This window comes from Burkholderia theae, assembly GCF_048565265.1.
GTDB classification, from domain to species: Bacteria; Pseudomonadota; Gammaproteobacteria; order Burkholderiales; family Burkholderiaceae; genus Burkholderia; species Burkholderia theae.
The window spans coordinates 3,029,725-3,050,162 of sequence record NZ_CP183462.1 but is presented as its reverse complement, the minus strand read 5'-3'; the positions used below and the strand labels follow the sequence as shown (position 1 = coordinate 3,050,162).

Sequence of the window (20,438 nt, the reverse complement as noted above, 5' to 3'; positions counted from 1 at the left end):
GTCAGCCTCGCCAACCGGTGGCGCGCGGGAGAACAGCCGGCCATCCGGCAGCCGAACTCCGCCGCGCCTGGCTGAAACGGGCGACACGCGTCACGCGGCGTGCTCCGGGCGCGTGCCGCCGGCACCCGTCCCCCAGCGGCTCCGACGAATGCCAAACCACAGGAGCGCGGCGCTGCACGCGCACAGGATCGCCTCGATCAGCACGGTATCGACGTGCCAGTACCGCGACAGCAGCACCGCGACGAGGTCGAACAGGAAATGGAACGCGATCGCATACACGAGCCAGCGCTTCGTGCCGCGCACGAACGCCTGCAGCACGATCAGCGACAAGCCGACATGCGCGGCCAGCGCGCTCACGCGTTCGAGCAGCGCGAAAAACGGCGACGCGAGCGTCATGCCCGCGAACTGCGACCCGATCAACGACTGCACGCCGGCAGGCACGACGACGCCCGCGTGCGCGAGCAGGTAGCCCGTGCCGATCGCGAGAAACCCGACGCCGACGAGCAGCATCGCCTCCAGCCCGCCGTGCCCGAGCCCGAGCATCACGGCCGTCTGCGCGTCGCGTCGCTTCGGCAGCAGATACCGGAATGCGACCCAACGCCCGCATTCCTCGAAGAGCCCTGCCGTCAACGCCGCGAACACGAGCATCGGCAGATGCCAGCGCGGGTCGGTCCCGAGCCAGTGGAACAGCGGCGCCTGCCACGACAGGCGCAACACCGGCTGGAACACGAAGAACGTCAGCATGCCGTAGCAAAACACCCGCAACGGCACCTGCGTGCGGCGTCGCCACGCAGCCGCGAGCAACACCGGAGCGAGCAGCGCGACGACACCGGCCGCGAGCGTGGCGAACAGGAGCGCCGGGGTGACGGGATGCATGACGCCCGCCGCTATGCGAGCTGCTTGTGGAAAAACGTCGTCGCGCAGAGCGCGCCGTCGGGCATCAGCGCAAAGTTCGGCACGACGCCGACGCGCTGCCAGCCGGCCCGCTCGTAAAGCCGCTCGGCGTCGCCGCCCGTCACGGTGTCGAGCACGAGCACGGTCTTGCCGGCGTCGCGCGCGGCCGCGTCGGCCGCCGCCATCAGCTGCGCGGCGACGCCCTGCCGGCGCGCGTGCCGCGACACGAGCATCTTCGCGATATCGGCGCGATGCGGCTGGTTCTCGGGCTGCGAGGTCACGACCTGCACGGTGCCGACGATCCGGCCGGCCGCGTCCTCGGCGACGAGCAGGATGCGCTCGCCGTTCTGGACGCCCTCGGCCACGCGCGTCCAGAACGCAACGGCGGTCGTGCGCTCGATCGGCAACATGAAACTGACGGATGCGCCGCCCTCGACGCAGTCGATCAGCACATCGGCCAGCGCGTCGACGCAGGCGCTCGCATCGCTCGCGCCGACGCGGCGGACGGTAACGGGTTCAGTCATGCCATCTCCGGTAGTCAGGCGTACCGCACCGCGTGAGCGCGGCGTGCGCCTGGATCGAAAGGAACACCGGCCGATCGTCGCGGCTCACGCGACGGCGGCAGGCTTTCGGCAACGCGGCGCCCGGTCGGCGCGTGTTGCCGCCCCATCATCGTACGCGACGAAAATTCCCGCTGCATCGCCTATACTTAGCCACATGGCTAACTTTCAACCCGGCATCAGCGACGTCTTCCACGCACTCGCCGATCCGACGCGCTGCGCGATCGTCAGCGCGCTCGGCCAGGGCGAGCGGACCGTCTCCGCGCTGGCCGCGCCGTTCGACATGGCGCTGCCGTCGTTCATGAAGCATGTGGCCGTGCTCGAGCGCAGCGGCCTCGTCCAGACCCGCAAAACCGGCCGCTCGCGCACCTGCGCGCTGGTCGGCAGCCGGCTGACGGAGGCCGAGCAATGGCTCGCCGCGCAGCGCGCGCTGTGGGAAGCGCGATCCGATCGTCTCGTCGAATTCGTCGAACGCCGTCACCAGGAGGTCCAAGATGTCAGCAAGCCACGTCGAACCCGCTGAAGCCCACGATCTCGTGATCACGCGCACGCTGCGCGCGCCGCGCCACGCGCTGTGGCGTGCCTGGACCGACCCCGAGCTATTGAAGGAATGGTGGTGCCCGAAACCGTGGACCACCGAAGTGCGCGCGTTCGACCTGCGGCCGGGCGGCGCTTTCCACACGTTCATGCGCGGCCCCGATGGCGGCACCAGCGACAATCCCGGCTGCTTCGTCGAAATCGTGCCGGAGTCGCGCATCGCGTTCACGTCGATGCTCGCCGGCGGCTGGCGGCCACAGGTGCCGTGGATGGGCTTCACGGCGATCATCACGATGGCCGACGACGAAGCGGGCAGCCGCTACGAGGCGCGCGTGATGCATCCGGATGCCGCGACGCGCGAGCGCCACGAAGCGCTCGGCTTCTTCGAGGGCTGGAACACCTGCATCACGCAACTCGACGCGTTCGCGGCCGCGCTGCGCTGAACGCGGGCGCGTGCGCGTGCGCGGTCATTGCGTGCCGCCCCGCCCGCGCCTACGATTCCTGAAGGAAGCACGACGACACGCCGGCATCCGGCGTGCACCGTCGCGCGCGCTCCGCGGGAGGCGACATGTTGCACACGCACACGCATTCGACCCGGGTCAGCCGGCACCTGAACGCCCCGCGCGGGCGCGTCTACCGCGCGCTGCTCGATCCGCACGCGGTCGAGCAATGGAAGGTGCCCGACGGCATGACGTGCCGCGTGGACGCGTTCGATGCGCGCGAAGGCGGCGCGCTGCGCGTGTCGCTGAGCTACGACGTGCCGTCAGCCGGCACCGGCAAGACCACCACGCACACCGATACCTATCACGGCCGCTTCGTCACGCTCGTGCCGGACGAGCGGATCGTCGAGATCGACGTGTTCGAGACCGACGATCCGATGCTGCGCGGCGCCATGACGATCACGATCACGCTGTCCGACGAAGCGGGCGGCACGCGCGTGGACGCCGTGCACGACGGGGTGCCGCCCGGCGTGCCGGCCGCCGACAACGAGACCGGCTGGCGCATGGCGCTGGCGAAGCTCGCGGCGCTGGTGGAAGCGGGGTGAGCACGCACAAACCTGTTGTCGCGATACGCGTCAGCCGAGCCGGTATGCGCGCGTGACCGTGCCCCGGAACAGCGCGTCGCGCTCGTCCGGGCTCGCCTGCGCGGTCAGCCGCTTGAACGCATTCCAGCCGTTCACGTACGAATACGAGCCCTTGTCGACCGGGAAATTGCTCTCGAACATGCAGCGCTCGGCGCCGAACGCGTCGATGCAGGTCAGCATCCACGGCTTCCACGCGTCGGCAAGCTGCACGGAAGACGGCGGCCGCGCGCCCTTGTCGAAATCGAAGCCGTTGATGCGCATCCCGAGCCCGCCGACCTTCACGTACACGTTCGGCAGCCGCGCGAGCGCGCGCATCGACGCCGACCAGCGCTCGAACACCTCCGGCCGCCGATCCGCATAGCTCGCGATCCGCACGACACCGCCGCAGTGATTGACGATGATCCGCGTATCGGGGTTGGCCTTCGCGAGATCGAACAGTTCGGGCAGTTGCGGAAAGAACAGCCACGCGTCATACGACAGCCCGAGCGGCGCGAGCTGCGCGACGCCGGCCCGGTACGCGGGATCGAGCAGCAGCCCGCGCGGCACCGCCGACAGCGGATTGGCGAGCGTCGGATCGGCGTCCCACGTGGTCAGGTGCCGAACCCCGCGAAACCGCCCGCGCCCCGCTTCGAGATGCGCTTCCAGCACCTCGCGCACGCGCTCGCCGCGGCGCAGGTCCGCGTGGCCGACGATGCCTTTCGCGACCGCCGGATGGCCATGCTGGAGCGGCTCGGTCACGCCGGCGACATAGGCCGTTTCACCCACCGGCTTCAGTTCGGCCGGGCCGGCATCGCGATAACGCGTCTGCGCCTGCATGTAGACGGATGCCTGGATGTTGTGGCCCGACCGCGCGTCCTGCAGATAGTCGTCGAGCATGTAGATCCAGCCCGGCCGTTCATAGAAGTGATGATGCGCGTCGACGATCGGCAGGTCGGGCTCGAGCGCGGGTTCGAGCGCCGACGCGAGCCAGTCGGGCCGGACCGCGAGATAGTTGCCTTGCGTGGTCATGCGGGAAGCTCCATCGTGGGCCGGTGCGTGCGTATCGACGCACGCGGGCAGCGCGAGCGACGCGGCGGCCGCGCCGAGCAGCCGGCGCCGCTTGATCGAAATCGTCGTGTCCATGTCACTCGCTCCGGTCGAACGCATACAGCGACAGCGTGAGCAGCGTCGTGATCGCCAGCACGATCGCCAGGCCCAGCATGCCGGCCGTAAAGGTGCCGAAGCTGTCCTTCAGGTAGCCGACGAGATAGGGGCCCGCGAAGCCGCCGAGCGCACCGATCGAGTTGATCAGCGCCAGCCCGCCGGCCGCGGCCTGGCCGGACAGGAAGCGCGACGGCAACGTGTAGAAGATCGTGCGGCCGGCAATCGTGCCGATCAGCGCGAGCGTGATGCCGACGAGCGCCGGCCCGAGCGTCAGGAAATGCGTCGACACGCCGAGCGCCACCGCGCCGATGAACAGCCCGATGGCGAGGTTCGCGACCGGGCCGCCGCGACGGTCCACCCGCTTCGCCCACCACAGCAGCGCGATCGTCGCAAAGAAGTACGGCACCGCGGACAGCCAGCCCGTCTGCATCGTCGTCATGCCGTGCGCCTTCAGCATCTGCGGCAGCCAGATGCCGATCCCGTACGAACCCATCGTGAAGCCGAACGAGATCAGTGCGAGCAGGTACACGCGCACGTCGCGCAGCGCGACGCCGAAGCGCTTCTTCCGGCCGGCGGCCGCGCCCTCGCGCTCGAACGCACGGCGCAATGCGGCGCGCTCGTCGTCCGACAGCCACGCGGCATCCGCCGGCGAATCGGACAACAGCTTCAGCACGAAGAAACCGAGCGCGCACGCGGGCAGCCCTTCGACGATGAACATCCACTTCCAGCCGGCGAGCCCGAGCACGCCGTCGAGCTGCAGCAGCCATGTCGACAGCGGGCCGCCGATCAGCGACGACAGCGGCGTCGACACGGTGAACCACGCCAGCACGCGCGTGCGGTAGCTCGCCGGAAACCAGACGGCGAGGAAGAAGATCACGCCCGGAAAGAAGCCGGCCTCGCCGATGCCGAGCAGCAGCCGGATCGCGTAGAAACTCGTCGGCCCGGTCGCGAGCGCGGTCGCGGCCGCCATCAGCCCCCACGTGATCATGATGCGGGCGAGCCAGCGGCGCGCGCCGAAGCGGTACAGCGCGAGATTGCTCGGCACCTCGAACACGCAGTAGCCCGCGAACATGATCCCCGCACCCCAGCCGAACTGCGTCGCGGTCAGCCCGAGATCGCGGTTCATCGTGAGGGCCGCGAACCCGACGCTCGTGCGATCCAGATAGTTGAAGAAATATGCGAGCGCGAGCAGCGGGATGAAGCGCCACGCGGCCTTGCGCACGGCCCGTTGCTCGATCGACGCGTCGGTCTCGCGATCGGCGGCCATCGCCGGGGAAGCGGATGTCATGGTTGTCTCCGTGGATACGGCGATCCGTGTCCGCGCGGTGCGCGCCCCGGTCGCCTTTGTTCGTTCGATGGATCGCGACCGCGCTACGCGCTCGCCACTTCGTTCGGCGACGGCGCGCCACCCGGCCCGTCGCCGTGCGCCGCGTCGTCCGCGCCGTGCCGCCCCGCGACGACACCGGCGTCGATCAGCGCACGCGCTTCGTCCGGTGTGTAGCCGAGCTCGCCGAGCAGCGCGCGCGTGTCCTGGCCGAGTGCGGGCGGCGCCGAGCGCAGCCGCAGGCGCTCGCCCGCGAGCGTCAGCGGCAGCAGCGCGGTGCGCGTGTCGACCGGACGTCCGGCGCTGCTCGCGTCGGCCGGCAGCGTCACGGCTTCGAGGCCGCCCGTCGCGAGCAGATGCGGATCGTCGAACAGGTCCTGCGGCTTCGTGATCGGCGCATAGGGCAAGCCGATCGATTCGAAGATCGCGCCGATCTCCGCGGCCGAATGCGGCGCGAGCCGCGAACGCAACGCGGGCAGCAGCCACTCCCTCGCCTGCACGCGCAGGTTGTTGGTCGCGAGGCGCGGATCGTCCTTCAGCGCCGCAAAGCCGAACGCATCGCAGAACAGCGCCCACTGCGTGTCCGACACCACCGCGAGAAAGATCTGCTCGCCGTCTTTCACGGCGAACACGTCGTAGACGGCCCACGCGGAAATCCGGCTCGGCATCGGCGACGCGGCCTGCCCCGTCACCGCGAACTGCATCATGTGCTGCGCGACGAGGAACACGTTGTTCTCGAACAGCGAACTCTGCACCTGCTGGCCGTGGCCGGTGCGCTCGCGCTGCGCGAGCGCGGCCATCGCGCCGATCGCGCCGAACATGCCGCCCATGATGTCGTTCACGCTCGAGCCCGCGCGCAGCGGCCGGCCCTCGGGGCCCGTCATGTAGGCCAGCCCGCCCATCATCTGCACGACTTCGTCGAGCGCGGTGCGATGCTCGTACGGCCCCGGCAGGAAGCCCTTGTGCGACACGTACACGAGGCGCGGATTCAGCGAATGCAGCGCGGGATAACCGAGGCCCAGCCGGTCCATCGTGCCGCTCTTGAAGTTCTCGCTGAAGACATCCGCCGTCGCGACGAGCCGCAGCACGATCTCCAGCCCGCGCGGGTCCTTCACGTCGACCGCGAGGCTCTTCTTGTTGCGGTTGAACATCCCGAAGAAGCCCGCGCCGGAACCGCGCAGCGCACGCGTGCTGTCGCCCGCGATCGGCTCGATCTTGATGACTTCCGCGCCGAGATCCGCGAGCAGCATCCCGCAGGTCGGGCCCATCACCATGTGCGTCATCTCGATCACACGCACGCCTTCGTACGGCAGCGTCGAAGCAGGTAGCCGGTCGTTCATTGCGCGACTCCCGTCAGGCAGCCTTCCGGTTGAGGCGCCGTCGGCACGCGGCCGTCCGCGTAGCGAAAGCCCTTCGGCAACCCGGCGTCCGGTACATGGCCATACAGCGCCTCGGACGGCAGCGCGTCGTGCAGGATCGCGCGCGCGGCGAGCAGCGCGTCGACGTCGACGCCCGTGTCGAGCCCCATCGATTCGAGGAGGAACACGAGATCCTCCGTGACGATATTGCCGGTCGCGCCCGGCGCATATGGACAACCGCCGAGGCCGCCCTGGCTCGCGTCGATCGTCGTCACGCCCGCGTCGAGCGCCGCGACGACGTTCGCGAGCCCTTGCCCGCGCGTGTTGTGGAAATGCGCGCCGCCGGCCTTGTCGCCGACCTCACGACGCAGACGCGCGAACAGCCGGCGCACCTGTGCCGGATTCGCATAACCGCTCGTATCGGACAGCCCGATCTCGTCGACGCCGCACTCGGCCATCGCGACGGCCATCGCGATCGTCTCGTCGTCGCTGACGGCGCCCGCGATCGTGCAGCCGAACGCGACCGACACGCCCGCCTCGATCTGTATCGACGGATACCGCGCATCGCGCAGCGCGACGATCGCGCGCACCTCGTCGATCATCTGCGCGGGCGTCTTGCGGATGTTCGCCAGCGAGTGCGCTTCCGTCACCGAGACCGGCAGCGTCAGCTTGTGCACACCCGCCACGAACGCGTGTTCGGCGCCGCGCAGGTTCGGCGCCAGTGCGGCGACGTGCAGCCCGGGAATCGCCAGCGCGTGCACGACGACATCGGATACATCGGCCATCTGCGGCAACAGCCTGGCCGGCACGAACGACCCCACCTCGATCTCGCGCAGGCCGGCCGCGGCCAGCGCGGTGATCCAGCGCAGCTTGCCGGCCGTCGGCATCACGGTCCGGATGCTCTGCAGGCCATCGCGCGGCCCGACCTCGCTGACCAGCACCTTCGGATATTCGGAAACGCTCATTCGACACCTCATCGTTCTATCTGAAAGAACATCGTTCTATTTGATAGAACTTTAGGCGCACGTCGAACGAGCAGTAAGCGGGGTATACCCGTGAAAACGTGATTTTCTGGAACTTGAGTTCTGCCAGACAGAACGATATAGTCGACCGCACATCATTCGAAGGAAGCAGGCAGTGCCTACGACTCCAGCAGATCACGCCGACGACGGGCCCGATGCGGCGACCGAAGCCTCCAGCGGCGTCGCCGTTCTCGATCGCGCGTTCGCGATCCTCCGTGCGTTCGGACCGACCGACGACCGGCTGTCGCTTGCCGAGCTGTCGCGCCGCACCGGGCTGTACAAGAGCACGATCCTGCGCCTGCTCGCCGCGCTCGAGCATGGCGGCTTCATGCGCAAGCTCGACGACGGCCAGTACGCGGTCGGACACGAGCCGCTGCGGCTCGCCGCGCTGTACCAGCGTTCGTTCCGGGTCGGCCCGGTGGTCGAGCCGCTGCTCGAGACGCTGAGCCGCGAACTCGGGGAAACCGCGTCGTTCTACGTGCGCCAGGGCGACACACGCTCGGTGCTCTACCGCGTCGAGCCCGCACGCGCGGTGCGCGTGTCGATTCGCGTCGGCGAGGAATTTCCGGTTCGCCAGGGCGCGTCCGGGAAGGTGCTGCTGGCGTTCACCGATGCGCAGGACGCACGCTGGGACGACGTGCGCGAACAGATGTGGGCCGCGTCGTACGGCGAGCGCGACCCCGAGACGGCGTCGGCCTCCGTGCCCGTGTTCGGCGCGGCCGGCGAATGCGTCGGCGCGCTGACGGTGTCGGGCCCGAAATCGCGGCTCGCCGCCGCGCCCGCGATGGCGGCGGCGCTCGCGATGCTGCTGCCGCTCGCGCAAAAGGCGACCGTTGCACTCGGTGGCGCGGGTGCCCGCTACGACGCGGCCGCCGTGCGCGACAGTCTCGAGCGGCTTGCGTCGGCAGCGGACGACGCCCGGTCGTAGCCGGCCGCGCGCGGGCGGCAGTGCGGCAGCGCGAAAGGCGGCCGCATGCGACACTGGCCGCCGATGCACGCATCGCGCGCCGCCCGTGGGCGCACCCTGCGCGCAACCGCCAACCCGACATGCATGAGGGGCATCCGCCATGAACGCCGCGCGCACCGCCACCTGGTATTTCGATTTCGTTTCGCCGTTCGCGTACCTGCAGCAGGAACAGTTCGACCGGTTGCCGCCCGCGGCCGCGTTCGACGCGCGGCCGATCGTGCTCGGCGCGCTGCTCACGCACTGGGGCCAGAAAGCGCCGGCCGAGATCGCGGCGAAACGCGTCTTCACCTATCGCCACGCGCAATACCGCGCTGACAAGCTCGGCATTGCGTTCCGGATGCCGCCCGCGCACCCGTTCAACCCGATCAAGCCGCTGCGCCTCGCGATCGCGATGGGCAGTACGCCCGATGCGATCCGGCGGATCTTCCGGCATATCTGGCGCGACGGCCAGGACGTGTCGACGCCGGAAGGCTTCGCCGCGCTGTGCGAAGCCGTCGGTTTTCCGGAAGGCGTGACGGCCGTCGAAGCACAGCCGGTGAAGGACGCACTGCGCGCGAACACGGATCAAGCGATCGCGCACGGCGTATTCGGCGTGCCGACCTTCGAACTCGACGGCGACCTGTTCTGGGGCGAGGATGCGACCGACATGTTCGCCGACTGCGCCGCGTCGCGCGCGTGGCTCGACTCGCCCGAGGTGCGCCGCATCAGCGCGCTGCCCGAAGGGATCCGGCGCGGCTGACCGCGCGGCCTTCGACACGCGTCGGCGCGGCCTCGCGCATCGGCGCGACGAACCGCACGAACGCGTCGCGCACGCAAAACGGGCAGGCTCACAGGGCTTGCCCGCCTTTTCTTTTATTTTCGATCGGCGCACGCATCGCGCTGCGCGGCCCGGCAGATTCGCGCGGTCGGCAACCCGCATTCGTGCATCCGGCGCAAGGTCCGCACCGGCCCGCCGAATTGTCCAGTTGAACCAAATATTTTTCCGGCGGCCGTGCCAATGCGCACGCAAACGTCGGACGATTCGACCCTGCCGCGCCGCACGGCGCGCTCCCATCCGGCCCCGCCACGCAGCCCCGTTTTATCAGGGGATTCCCGGTATTTTTTCGGATTTTCTTCGAAATAACGGGTGACATACTTGCCCCCCGTTGCGCTCCGGTGCGAGCGCGCTTTCAGATCCTGCCGGCCGCATGTCTTGCGCTGCGCATCCGTCGGGGTCGCAGAACATGAACCATTTCGACACCACGATCCAGATCTTCCTCACCCACGTGACGTTCGGCCCGCTGATGAATCATGCGATCCGCGTGGTCGCGGGCCTGTACACGTTCAAGGGCTTCGTGCTCGTTCCCGTGCTGTGCTGGCTGTGGTTCCAGCCGGGCCCGAACCGCGAGCGGCAACGCGAGCTGGTCGTCGCGACGATCGCGAGCGGACTCGTCGCGCTCGCGATCGGCCGGCTGCTCGCGCAGGTGCTGCCGTTCCGCGTGCGGCCGATCTACAACCCCGACCTGCACCTGCAGTTTCCGTCGGCTGGGCTGCGCGCGGCGACGTTGCAGGCATGGAGTTCGTTTCCGAGCGATCACGCGATGCTGTGGATGGCGATCGCGACCGGCATCTTCATCATCGCGCGCCGCGCCGGCGTGTTCGCGCTGCTTTATTCGGCCGTATTCATTTGCCTGCCGCGCGCGTATCTCGGCTTTCACTACCCGACCGACCTGATCGCGGGCGCCGCGATCGGCATCGCGATCGCCTGGCTGCTGACGCGCGACGCGGTCCGGTCGCGCTTCGCGCCGCAGGTGCTGGAGATGATCCGGCGCTTCCCCGCGCCGGCCTATACGCTCGCGTTCCTGCTGTGCTTCGAGTTGATCACGCAGTTCGACGAACTGCTGACGCTCGCGCAGTCGGCCACGCACACGATGTGACGGACGGGCGCCGCGATGCTGCCGTTACTGTCCTTCCGTCGGCCGGGCTCGCGCTGCCGGCCATGCGCGGCCGCGGCACGCCGCGCGACGGCCGCGCATGTCAGTCTCGATCCGGCGCGCCGAGCGGAAAGAACGAGCGAAACGGCCGCGCCTCGTCGACCGCGCGCGCGAACGACGGCCGCGCCAGCAGACGCTTGCGATACGCAATCACGTTCGCGAACGACGGATCGATCCGGTGGGTCCAGTCCGCGTAGAACAGGAACGGCGCCGCGCCGCAATCGGCGAGGCTGAAGCGGTCGCCGGCCGCCCATTCGCGATCGGCCATCTTCTTGTCCAGCCACGCATACGACGTGTCGAGCATCGCGCGCGCATCGGCGACGCCGCGTGCATCGCGCTCGGCTTCCCGGCGCAGCGCGTCGTGCACGACCTTCTGCTGCGGCGTCGACACGTAGTTGTCGAAGAAACGATCCATCATCCGCACCTCGAGCGCGGCGAGCGGATCGTCGGGCAGCAGACGCACGGGGCCCGGATGGTTCAGGCCGAGATACTCGATGATGATCGACGCCTCGACCACGGTGCGGCCCGCATCGACGAGCACCGGAAAGCGCTTCAGCGGCCACAGCGCGGTCAGTTCCTGCATCGGCTTCGGATCGTCGTGCGCGAGCAGGCGATACTCGAACGGCGTGCCGTTCTCGTACAACGCGGTCAGCACCTTCTGGCAGTAGGACGAAAAGGGATGGGCGTAAAGCGTCGGCATCATCGCGTGACCTCTCAGGGGTTTCGGCGCCGCGCCATGCGGCACCCTATGAACGGATACCTTGACGACGAACGGCGCCGGGCCGTTTCGACATCGGTCCGGATTTTTTTTGTCGCGCAACCTCGGGCCGCTACGACCGGCCGTCCATCACGACGCGCCCTTCCGCGCGCCAGCGCAGCATCCCGCCGCCGAGGTTCGCGACCGCGTCGAAGCCGGCCTTCAGCAGGATCACGTTCGCTTGCGCGGACCGTCCGCCGGCCCGGCACACGGTCACGACCGGCCGGTCGCGCGCGATCTCGCCGGCGCGCGCGGCCAGTTCGCCGAGCGGGATCGGCGTCGCGCCGGGCAGGTGGCCGAGCGGGCCCGTGAATTCGTCCGGTTCGCGCACGTCGACGACCTGCACAGCCTGCAGATGATCCTCGAGCCATTGCGGATCGATTTCCCAGAAGCCGGCGAACGTGTAGACGAGCGGCGCCCAGTCGGGCGCCGCCTGCGCTTCGGGTGCGTTCGCGGCGACGCCGCATTGCAGGTTCGCCGGCACCGCGACGTCGATCTGGCGCGGGTGCGCGAGGCCGAGGTTGTGCATGTAGCCGGCGAAATCGTCTTCGCTGAGATCGCCGCCGAGCCGCGGATTGAAACGCCGCTCCTCGCCGACGCTCGTCACCGTGAGCCCGCGATAGTCGTGCGCCGGATACAGCAGGCACGCGGCCGGCAGCGTGAAGAGCCGGCCGTGCACCGCACGATACAGCGCGCGCGGGTCGCCCTGCTGGAAGTCGGTGCGGCCCGTGCCGCGGATCAGCAGGCAATCGCCGGTGAACGCCATCGATTCGTCGTCGAGCACGAGGCTGATGCAGCCGCTCGTGTGGCCGGGCGTCGTGCGCACGGTCACGTAGCGCGCGCCGAAGGTGCAGCGGTCGCCGTCGTTCAGGTAGCGGTCGGCACCCTGCGCGCCGCTCGCGGCCGAGATCGCGATCGCGCTGCCCGTGCGCTGCTTCAGCAGCCACGCGCCCGTCACGTGATCGGCGTGCACGTGCGTGTCGACGGTCGCGACGAGCCGCAGCCCGAGCTCGTCGAGCAGCGCCACGTCGCGGCGCACCTGCTCGAACACGGGATCGATCAGCAGCGCTTCGCGCGACCCGCGGTCGGCGAGCAGATAGGTGTAGGTTGACGATTGCGGGTCGAAAAGTTGCCGGAAGATCATCGCGAAATTGCTCCGTCGCCTGTTCAGGTGGATGGTGTACGGCCCACGTGCCGTGCGTCGCCGACGCGCGTGCAAGTGGGTGCGAGTGCCGCCCCGTTCGTATGCCGGCCGCGCCGCATGATCCGGACGTTCACGGCTGCGTCTGCTGCGCATCGACGTCCGGCATCGACGTCGGCATGATGACATCGCCGCCGGGCAACCGGCATCGTGCCTGCTGCGTTTCACACATCCATATAGCGTAGATCAAAATGCACACGCCGCCGGCGTCCCATACACGGCAACCGATTCCGATGACGAATGTCGCGCGGCGGGACGGTTCGCCGGGCCCGGACGGTGGCGTGCTCTGCCTTGTACTACGGCCTGTTCTCGTCCCCGTTCACAGGAATTCCGTCGACGTGTCGCTGACGATCGATCACGGACAAAGACGTGTGAACAAGGGACCAAGGATCGGCTCGTCGCGAATGAAGCTCGACTTCTTCAGCCGCCATCAACGACAAATCCGGATCCGGCGGGATCTCTCGATTTTTATCGAATTTATCCACAAATCGTTGGCTTGACTTCGGGCGATCAGAGTGTTTTGCATTTTTTGACGTCTGCAATTTTCACCTGTTGCCAGTCGTCAGCGATCTTCTTCCAATCGACCGCACGATCCACTTCGATTTCTTGTTCTGTTTTTTTCAATCACTTGCCGAACCATACCCAAAAAAATCCGGGGCATCCGATTTTGGCCGTTTCGACTCGGGCATTTTCTTCATTTCCACCAGTACCGGTAGTTCCGACGCTCAACCCGGCAAAGCGGCGTGACGCGAAGGAGGAGGCGCGATATCGCTCGGCAAACCGCGCAGATTTTCAGGTACCAGTCGGTGCATCAATGCCCGATGCTGTCGGCGTTTCGTCTGAAAATATCGATATTCGATATTATTTCGAGTGGCCGAAATTTCTCTATTCCACATATGAAATTTTCGCAACGTGCATTGTGAACTGCGACCCCGTTAGTATTTACCGATCAAATGTAAAAGGAAGCGACCCATCAATCAGTGCCCGAATCCAAGTCAGAACAATTCTGCATACTCCAGCTTGGCGGAATTCGCGCCCGGGTCGGACCCTTCTCCCACCCCATTTCTCGCTCGTTACGCTCTTTGCATTTCGTAACAAGTCGAGTTGATTCGTCAGGGCGTGCTGTTTTAAATTTCGCCGGTCGCCCAGCAGCATCCGGCAGTCGGGCGACGTTTCATTCTACAAATCGCAACATGCCGGATACCTGGGTGGCCAGCCATCCGACACTACAAGTCTGCGCGCTGTGCGGGCTTGATCAAGCGGTCGAACTCGCAATGGGTATCGATTCGACTACGTACAGCCCGTTGGAACCCGACGCGCCGTAGTGGGCTCGCCGAGTTGTTCATGTCATGCCGAACTGGAGCCAGCTTGATAGTGGAATCCACGATCGAATTTTGATATTTGCATCGTACTCCTGAACGTATCGCCGGGATTCACCCAGATTTTCGACGGTACGACTTAACTTTGCGCAATGCGCCGAAAGAGGACAGAAAATGGAATTCGTACGAATGGGAATCGTCTTTGTTCATCTCATAGCCTGCTGTGTCGCGATTGGTCTCGTGCTGACCAGCGACATTGCCATGGTCAGGCAACTTTTGGATTCTGACGCACCTACCGATTCTGCCCAGGTCCACCTGGCCAGCCTGCAGCGCACCGTCACGTTGGCGCTGACGGTGCTTTGGATCACCGGTATCGCGATCATTGCGTTCGATATGCGGACTCAAGGTCTCGGGTATCTCGGCAATCCCAAGCTGCAGGCCAAGATAGGCATCGTCGCCTTGCTGACCTTCAACGGTATCGCTTTGCACTCCGCGGTCCTCCCGGCAATGCAGAAAGCGGGATCCTTGCTGAAGCTTTCCTTCGAACGACGCATGGTTGCCATTTTCGCGGGCGTGATTTCCGCCGTTTCGTGGTTCTACGCGGCAATGCTTGGCGTCGGTCGCCCGTTGAGCTGGAAGTATTCGTTGATCCAGATCCTGGCGGCTTACCCGGCACTGATTGCGGGTGGAATCGCCACCATGTTGCTTATCACGGCAGTGGCGAAATCCAGGGCGCCCGTTGAACGACGGAATACTGAAAAGGTGGCGGCCTATTGAGCGCCGACACCCGAGGGATGCGCACTGCTCGCGGCAGTGCGCATCCTGTCGTCGCACATTCCGCGCTTTGGCCAGCGTCGGATCCCGAATTTTCGGGCGCACGCGAGCACTTGCCGGAGTGACCTGCCTGATTTCTGCGGGTCATTTCAATCTTGTGGAACGGCCTCGGTTGATCCGCTTGGGTTTTCCGGACCAGATCCAGAGCGAGTTTTGTGGCGTTTTGATCCGATACGGCAAGCGGATCACGTCGTGAGATCGAGAGCAATGGCTCGCCGCATGTGCGCGGGGAACGTCGAGAATTTTCGATTCCACGAAGTGCGGCACATTTGGGCCAGCTGGCACGTTCAGAGCGGCACACCGCTTGAGCAACCGAAGGAACCGGGTGGATGGTCGAGTGACGACTTGGTTCTCCGGTATGCGCACCTTGCACCAGACCATCCGGCACAACCTGCGGAATCAGTCGCGGTTTGGTCCCAAGGCGGGACCGATTTCGATGTCACAATCGATCGCCACGCGTCATAATCGGCCGCAACGCCATGACTAGCAGGGCTTCATCGTTTTGAACATCACAATCTGTCTCAGTCCTCCTGATCCATGTCGCTGACGATCGATCCGAAGCAGGCCGCCGCGCTGCTGGCCGTCGCCGACACCGGCAGCTTCGAGCAGGCGGCCGTGCGCCTGCACGTGACCGCGTCCGCCGTCACGCAGCGGGTCCGTGCGCTGGAAGCGAGCCTCGGCACGCCGCTCGTACTGCGCACGCGCCCGTGCCGCCCGACGGTGGCCGGGCAGCGCGTGCTGCAGCACCTGCGCCGCGTCGCGCTGCTGCAGGCCGACCTGCAAAGCACGCTCGCGACCGAGCGCGCATCGCCGATCTCCGTGACGATCGCTCTGAACGCCGACAGCCTCGGCACGTGGTTCCTGCCCGCGCTGACCTCCGTGCTCGCGGGCGAGCGCATCCTGTTCGAGCTGATCGTCGAGGACCAGGACCACACGTTCGCGCTGCTCGAAAGCGGGATGGCCGTGGGTTGCGTGACGACCGAGCCGAAGCCGATGCGCGGCTGCATCGCGACGCCGCTCGGCACGATGCGCTACCGGCTGCTCGCGGCCGCCGCGTTCGCGGTGCGCTGGTTTCCGCGCGGGCTGAACCGCACGAGCGCGCGCAAGGCGCCCGTCGTCGCGTATTCGCGGCGCGATACGCTGCAGTCGTCGTTCCTGAAGGAGAAGTTCGGATTGCCCGAAGGCGCCTACCCGTGCCACTACGTGCCGGGCACCCATTCGCATTTTGCGGCGGTGCGGCACGGGCTCGGTTACGCGATGGTGCCGGAGCCGCTGATCGGCACCGCGCCGCTCGACGCGCAGGGGCTCGTCGATCTCGCGCCCGCGCATCCAACCGACGTCACGCTGTACTGGCACGCATGGACCGTGCAGTCGCCGACGATGGCGTCACTGTCCGCGCGGGTCGTCGAAGCGGCGCGCCGGTTGCTCGCACCGCTGCCGAAATGACATGAGCCGGTGACGGGCCCGGCCCGCGGCCGTTACGCGCGACGCTGCGAGAAATACGCGCCAACCGCGTCGAGGAACGTGTCGATGTCCGCGCGCGACACGTCGCAGTGGGTGACGAAGCGCGACGCGTACAGCATCTGCGTGAGGATCCCGCGCGCCTTGAGCCACGCCTCGAGCGGCGCGCAATCGGCTTCGGGGAATTGCGCGAACACCATGTTCGTCGCATGCGACATCACCTTCACGCCTTCGATGCGCGCGAGGCCTGCCGCGAGATGCGCGGCATTCGCGTGATCGTCCGCGAGCCGCTCGACGTTGTGGTCGAGCGCATACAGGCACGCCGCCGCGAGAATGCCCGACTGCCGCATCCCGCCACCGAGCACCTTGCGCCAGCGCGCCGCGCGCTCGATCAACGCAGGGCTGCCGACCAGCACCGAGCCGACCGGTGCGCCGAGCCCTTTCGAGAAGCAGATCGACACGCTGTCGAACGGCGCGCACAGCTCGGCGATCGGACGGCCCGATGCGACGGCCGCGTTGCACACGCGCGCGCCGTCGAGGTGCGCGGACAGCCCGCGGCTGCGCGCGAACGCGACGGCTTCCTCGACATAAGCTTCCGGCAAGACCTGGCCGCCGATCGTATTCTCGAGCGCGAGCAGGCGCGTGCGGGCAAAGTGATTGTCGATCGGCTTGATCGCCGCGGCGATCTTCGCGAGCGGCAGCGTGCCGTCCGGCGCGTTCTCGATCGGCTGCGGCTGGATGCTGCCCAGCACGGCCGCGCCGCCGCCTTCGTACTTGTAGGTGTGCGCGAGCTGGCCGACGATGTATTCGTCGCCGCGCTCGCAATGGGCCATCAGTGCGGCCAGGTTGCTCTGCGTGCCGCTCGGGAAGAACAGGCCTGCTTCCTTGCCCGCGCGCTCGGCCGTGACCGACTGCAGGCGCAGCACGGTCGGGTCGTCGCCCCACACGTCGTCGCCGACTTCGGCGGCAGTCATCGCGGCCAGCATGGCCTGGCTGGGACGTGTCACGGTATCGCTGCGTAAATCGATCATCGCTGTGCCCTGAGTAAACGCGGACCGGAACCGATGCGCCCGGCCCTGCCGAAACGAGACTCAAAGTGTACGCAATTCACGCAGCGCCTGCCCACGGTCGATCGTCGATCGCGCCCCGGCGCGTGCGGTACGCCCACGCCGGCGCCCCCGGCGAACGCCGCCGTCAATACCGCGGCGGCGGCGGTTGGACACCCGCCGGAGGCATCGGCGGCGCCGCGCGCGGCGCGCCCCCGCCATATCCGCCGCCACCGCCGCCGCTCATCCCGCCCGGCACCGGCACCCGGTTGCCCGTCGCATACATGCACTGCAGGTACGCGTAGTCGTAGCGGCGCTGGATGTCGTAGGCCGAGCCCTGCGCGGCGCCCGCGCCGACGACGCTGCCCGCGAGCAGCCCCGCACCGGCGCCGACGGCCGCACCGGTACCGCCGTTGAACGCGGCGCCGGCCGCGGCACCCAGCGCGGTGCCGACGGCCGCGCTGCCGACCGCGCTCGCGGTCGCGGCCTGCCCGGCGCTCACGCCGCCCGATTGCTGGAATGCGTACTGGCGGCAGCTTCCGTCGTCGGCGCGGAACTGGTCGAACGACTTGCCGGTGCCGGGCAGCGCCATCACGCTCGGCCCGGTCGGCATGTATGCGCATGCGCCAAGGAGGCCGGCCAGCGCCAGCGCGGCCGGCATGCGCACGAATCGAAATGCGGATTTCATCGTCGCGCCTCCGTCACTGCGGCCGCGCCGGCACCGATCGCCAGCCCGACTTGCAGGTCTTTACGTACGGGTAGTAATGCCTCGACGCGTCGCAGTAGTACCAGAGGTTCGCGTCGCCGTTGTCCTGCGGTTGCCCCTTCTCGACGTACTCGGGCGGCGGAGGCGGATCGACCGGCACCGCGACGACGGGCGGCGGGTAGTAGTAAGGCGCGGGAACGACAGGGTAGTAATACGGGTAGCCGAAGCCGGGGCCGACATAGACCCCGACCCGGGCGGCATGCGCCACGCCGCCCGTCGCGAGCGCCGCCGCGGCTGCCGCGCCCAGCGCGAGCTTCAATCCATTCACGTCACGTTCTCCGACAGGCCGGTTCGCCGATGCGAACCCGATACCCCGCACGCTACGCCGCGCGCGATGCGGCATCCATTACCGGCGAACACGCGAATGTTGCGCGACGTTACCAATGTGACAGACCCCACCCGCGACGCCCCTTCCGCGCGGTCGTCCGCATTACGCGGCTAACGCAACGAAACGGATCGGCCGCACCTGGCGCCGCGCGCCGGCCGCCCGGCGCGCCACTTCCGCACACGCGAATCCGTTCCGTTGACGCGACGCGCCATATTGACGCACGTGCGTCAGACCGCCGCGCCGCGGCCGCGCGCGCGGCGGACAGCCTTCTTGATACGAATCAACGATTTATCCCGAAATCGCGCGCGGCGGGCTGGACATCTGCGACGAGTTGGCACATTTCGCGGTGCAACATCGCGGCACATACTCCAGCCAACCCCGACGCCTGTCCGCCGGGGTCCGCCGGCACCCGTCGGCGGGTATCGTCAGCTTCGGTCAACTGTATGGACACCGCACTTTCGGCCCTCGATCTGGCCCGCCTGCAATTCGCGTTCACCGTCTCCTTTCACATCGTCTTCCCGGCGCTGAGCATTGGCCTCGCCAGCTTCATCGCCGTACTCGAATATCGCTGGCTCAAGACCGGCAAGCAGTACTACAAAACCCTCTGTCTGTTCTGGTCGAAGATCTTCGCGGTCGCGTTCGGGATGGGCGTCGTCTCCGGCGTCGTGATGAGCTACCAGTTCGGTACCAACTGGTCGGGCTTCTCGAGCTTCGCCGGCGCCGTCACCGGCCCGCTGCTGATGTACGAGGTGATGACCGCGTTCTTCCTCGAGGCCGGCTTCCTCGGCATCATGCTGTTCGGCTGGAACCGCGTGAGCCCGCGCGCACACTTCGGCGCGACGCTGATGGTCGCGATCGGCACGCTGATCTCGACGTTCTGGATCCTCGCGTCGAACAGCTGGATGCAGACGCCGCAGGGCTTCGAGATCGTCGACGGCCGCGTCGTGCCGACCGACTGGTTCGCGATCATCTTCAACCCGTCGTTCCCGTACCGCCTGTTCCACATGGCGATCGCCGCGTTCATCGTCGCCGCGCTGGTCGTGGCCGCAACCGCCGCATGGCACCTGCTGAAGGGCCGCCGCGACAAGAGCGTGAAGAAGATGTTCTCGATGGCGCTGTGGCTGCTGCTCGTGCTCGCGCCGCTGCAGGCCGTGATCGGCGACCAGCACGGCATCAACACGCTGAAGCACCAGCCCGCGAAGATCGCCGCGATCGAAGGGCTGTGGGAAACCGAGAAGGGCGGCACGCCGCTGAACCTGTTCGGCATTCCGGACATGAAGGCGGAAACGACGCACTACGCGCTGAAGGTGCCGCACCTCGGCAGCCTGATCCTCACGCACAGCTGGGACGGCGAGATCCGCGGGCTGAAGGATTTCCCGCCCGAAGACCGCCCGAACTCGACGGTCGTGTTCTGGAGCTTCCGGATCATGGTCGGCCTCGGCTTCGCGATGATCGGCCTCGCCGCGCTCGCGTGGCTGCTGCGCCGCCGCGGCCGCCTGTATGAATCGAAGGCGTTCCAGCGCTTCGTGCTCGTGATGGGGCCGACCGGCTTCGTGTCGCTGCTCGCGGGCTGGGTGACGACCGAAGCGGGCCGCCAGCCGTGGGTCGTGTATGGCGTGATGCGCACCGCGCAGGCCGTGTCGCCGCTGTCGGTGCAGCAGGTCAGCCTGTCGATGATGACGTTCGTGATCGTGTACTTCCTCGTGTTCGGCACCGGCGTGTACTACATGCTGAAGCTGATGAAGGCCGGCCCCGCGCTGCCCGACGTGAAGCACGACGACACGCCCGACACGCGCCCCGATCACACCGCGCGCCGCCCGATGTCGGCCGTCGACGAGCTGATCGAGACCGTCTGAGCCCACCC

At 67.5% G+C, this 20,438-nt stretch carries 20 protein-coding genes and 1 pseudogene; 10 read left to right on the top strand and 11 right to left on the bottom strand.

All coding sequences use genetic code 11. From position 1 onward, the window contains the following. Positions 1 to 90: 90 nt before the first annotated feature. Entirely contained in the window at positions 91 to 876 is a 786-nt protein-coding gene (locus ACN22W_RS31270) for a YhfC family intramembrane metalloprotease (RefSeq protein WP_419688368.1), read from the bottom strand. An 11-nt stretch (positions 877 to 887) separates the two neighbouring features. Continuing rightward, positions 888 to 1,418: an N-acetyltransferase family protein gene (locus tag ACN22W_RS31265; RefSeq protein WP_419688367.1), complete on the bottom strand. Its 531-nt coding sequence runs from the start codon at positions 1,416 to 1,418 to the stop codon at positions 888 to 890. A gap of 193 nt (positions 1,419 to 1,611) precedes the next feature. On the opposite strand from ACN22W_RS31265, the gene ACN22W_RS31260 reads away from it, so the two are divergent. The 3 genes from ACN22W_RS31260 (at position 1,612) to ACN22W_RS31250 (ending at position 3,036) form a co-directional block, all read left to right on the top strand. Continuing rightward, positions 1,612 to 1,977: an ArsR/SmtB family transcription factor gene (locus ACN22W_RS31260; protein ID WP_129515941.1), complete on the top strand. Its 366-nt coding sequence runs from the start codon at positions 1,612 to 1,614 to the stop codon at positions 1,975 to 1,977. Further along, complete coding sequence (locus tag ACN22W_RS31255) at positions 1,949 to 2,434, top strand: SRPBCC family protein (protein WP_129515942.1); 486 nt, start codon at positions 1,949 to 1,951, stop codon at positions 2,432 to 2,434. The genes ACN22W_RS31260 and ACN22W_RS31255 overlap by 29 nt, the downstream gene beginning before the upstream one ends. 125 nt (positions 2,435 to 2,559) lie before the next feature. Beyond that, positions 2,560 to 3,036, top strand: coding sequence for an SRPBCC family protein (locus tag ACN22W_RS31250; RefSeq protein WP_047902268.1), 477 nt, complete (start codon positions 2,560 to 2,562; stop codon positions 3,034 to 3,036). A gap of 30 nt (positions 3,037 to 3,066) precedes the next feature. Here the strand turns inward: ACN22W_RS31250 and ACN22W_RS31245 are convergent, their stop codons facing one another. The 4 genes from ACN22W_RS31245 to ACN22W_RS31230 form a co-directional block, all read right to left on the bottom strand. After that, entirely contained in the window at positions 3,067 to 4,197 is a 1,131-nt protein-coding gene (locus ACN22W_RS31245; RefSeq protein WP_419688366.1) for an amidohydrolase family protein, read from the bottom strand. A gap of 1 nt (position 4,198) precedes the next feature. Next, positions 4,199 to 5,506 (bottom strand): MFS transporter, encoded by a 1,308-nt coding sequence (locus ACN22W_RS31240; protein WP_419688365.1) that lies wholly within the window; start codon positions 5,504 to 5,506, stop codon positions 4,199 to 4,201. An 83-nt stretch (positions 5,507 to 5,589) separates the two neighbouring features. Further along, entirely contained in the window at positions 5,590 to 6,882 is a 1,293-nt protein-coding gene (locus tag ACN22W_RS31235; RefSeq protein WP_419688364.1) for a CaiB/BaiF CoA transferase family protein, read from the bottom strand. Continuing rightward, complete coding sequence (locus ACN22W_RS31230; RefSeq protein ID WP_419688363.1) at positions 6,879 to 7,865, bottom strand: hydroxymethylglutaryl-CoA lyase; 987 nt, start codon at positions 7,863 to 7,865, stop codon at positions 6,879 to 6,881. Before ACN22W_RS31230 ends, ACN22W_RS31235 begins: the two co-directional genes overlap by 4 nt. A gap of 172 nt (positions 7,866 to 8,037) precedes the next feature. On the opposite strand from ACN22W_RS31230, the gene ACN22W_RS31225 reads away from it, so the two are divergent. From ACN22W_RS31225 to ACN22W_RS31215, 3 genes and pseudogenes are all read left to right on the top strand, one after another. Then, entirely contained in the window at positions 8,038 to 8,850 is an 813-nt protein-coding gene (locus ACN22W_RS31225; protein ID WP_419688362.1) for an IclR family transcriptional regulator, read from the top strand. A gap of 119 nt (positions 8,851 to 8,969) precedes the next feature. Beyond that, a pseudogene (locus ACN22W_RS31220) lies at positions 8,970 to 9,628 on the top strand (2-hydroxychromene-2-carboxylate isomerase). 484 nt (positions 9,629 to 10,112) lie between these two features. Beyond that, positions 10,113 to 10,805: a phosphatase PAP2 family protein gene (locus ACN22W_RS31215; protein ID WP_419688361.1), complete on the top strand. Its 693-nt coding sequence runs from the start codon at positions 10,113 to 10,115 to the stop codon at positions 10,803 to 10,805. A 100-nt stretch (positions 10,806 to 10,905) separates the two neighbouring features. Here ACN22W_RS31215 and ACN22W_RS31210 read toward each other — a convergent pair whose 3' ends face one another. Together ACN22W_RS31210 and ACN22W_RS31205 are read right to left on the bottom strand one after the other, a co-directional pair. Further along, positions 10,906 to 11,565, bottom strand: coding sequence for a glutathione S-transferase family protein (locus ACN22W_RS31210; protein WP_419688360.1), 660 nt, complete (start codon positions 11,563 to 11,565; stop codon positions 10,906 to 10,908). A gap of 127 nt (positions 11,566 to 11,692) precedes the next feature. Next, the gene (locus tag ACN22W_RS31205; RefSeq protein WP_193099642.1) at positions 11,693 to 12,763 is read right to left on the bottom strand and encodes a rhodanese-like domain-containing protein; all 1,071 of its coding nucleotides are present in this window, start codon (positions 12,761 to 12,763) and stop codon (positions 11,693 to 11,695) included. 1,550 nt (positions 12,764 to 14,313) lie between these two features. Here ACN22W_RS31205 and ACN22W_RS31200 point away from each other — a divergent pair. The 3 genes from ACN22W_RS31200 (at position 14,314) to ACN22W_RS31190 (ending at position 16,419) form a co-directional block, all read left to right on the top strand. Further along, positions 14,314 to 14,916: a hypothetical protein gene (locus ACN22W_RS31200; protein WP_412023621.1), complete on the top strand. Its 603-nt coding sequence runs from the start codon at positions 14,314 to 14,316 to the stop codon at positions 14,914 to 14,916. A gap of 264 nt (positions 14,917 to 15,180) precedes the next feature. Further along, positions 15,181 to 15,438: a tyrosine-type recombinase/integrase gene (locus ACN22W_RS31195; RefSeq protein WP_419688359.1), complete on the top strand. Its 258-nt coding sequence runs from the start codon at positions 15,181 to 15,183 to the stop codon at positions 15,436 to 15,438. A gap of 78 nt (positions 15,439 to 15,516) precedes the next feature. Then, the gene (locus tag ACN22W_RS31190) at positions 15,517 to 16,419 is read left to right on the top strand and encodes an HTH-type transcriptional regulator ArgP (protein ID WP_415927176.1); all 903 of its coding nucleotides are present in this window, start codon (positions 15,517 to 15,519) and stop codon (positions 16,417 to 16,419) included. Positions 16,420 to 16,451: 32 nt separating this feature from the next. On the opposite strand, the gene ltaE is transcribed toward ACN22W_RS31190, so the two are convergent. The 3 genes from ltaE to ACN22W_RS31175 form a co-directional block, all read right to left on the bottom strand. Then, complete coding sequence (gene ltaE / locus ACN22W_RS31185; protein WP_129515954.1) at positions 16,452 to 17,465, bottom strand: low-specificity L-threonine aldolase; 1,014 nt, start codon at positions 17,463 to 17,465, stop codon at positions 16,452 to 16,454. Positions 17,466 to 17,628: 163 nt separating this feature from the next. Beyond that, positions 17,629 to 18,168: a hypothetical protein gene (locus ACN22W_RS31180; RefSeq protein ID WP_419688358.1), complete on the bottom strand. Its 540-nt coding sequence runs from the start codon at positions 18,166 to 18,168 to the stop codon at positions 17,629 to 17,631. A 13-nt stretch (positions 18,169 to 18,181) separates the two neighbouring features. Beyond that, positions 18,182 to 18,514, bottom strand: a complete 333-nt coding sequence (locus ACN22W_RS31175; protein ID WP_419688357.1) for a hypothetical protein — start codon at positions 18,512 to 18,514, stop codon at positions 18,182 to 18,184. Between the two features lie 503 nt (positions 18,515 to 19,017). Here ACN22W_RS31175 and ACN22W_RS31170 point away from each other — a divergent pair. Continuing rightward, positions 19,018 to 20,430 carry a cytochrome ubiquinol oxidase subunit I gene (locus tag ACN22W_RS31170; RefSeq protein ID WP_193099629.1) on the top strand — a complete coding sequence of 471 codons (1,413 nt, stop codon included), beginning with the start codon at positions 19,018 to 19,020 and terminating at the stop codon, positions 20,428 to 20,430. The last annotated feature ends 8 nt before the right edge of the window (positions 20,431 to 20,438 follow it).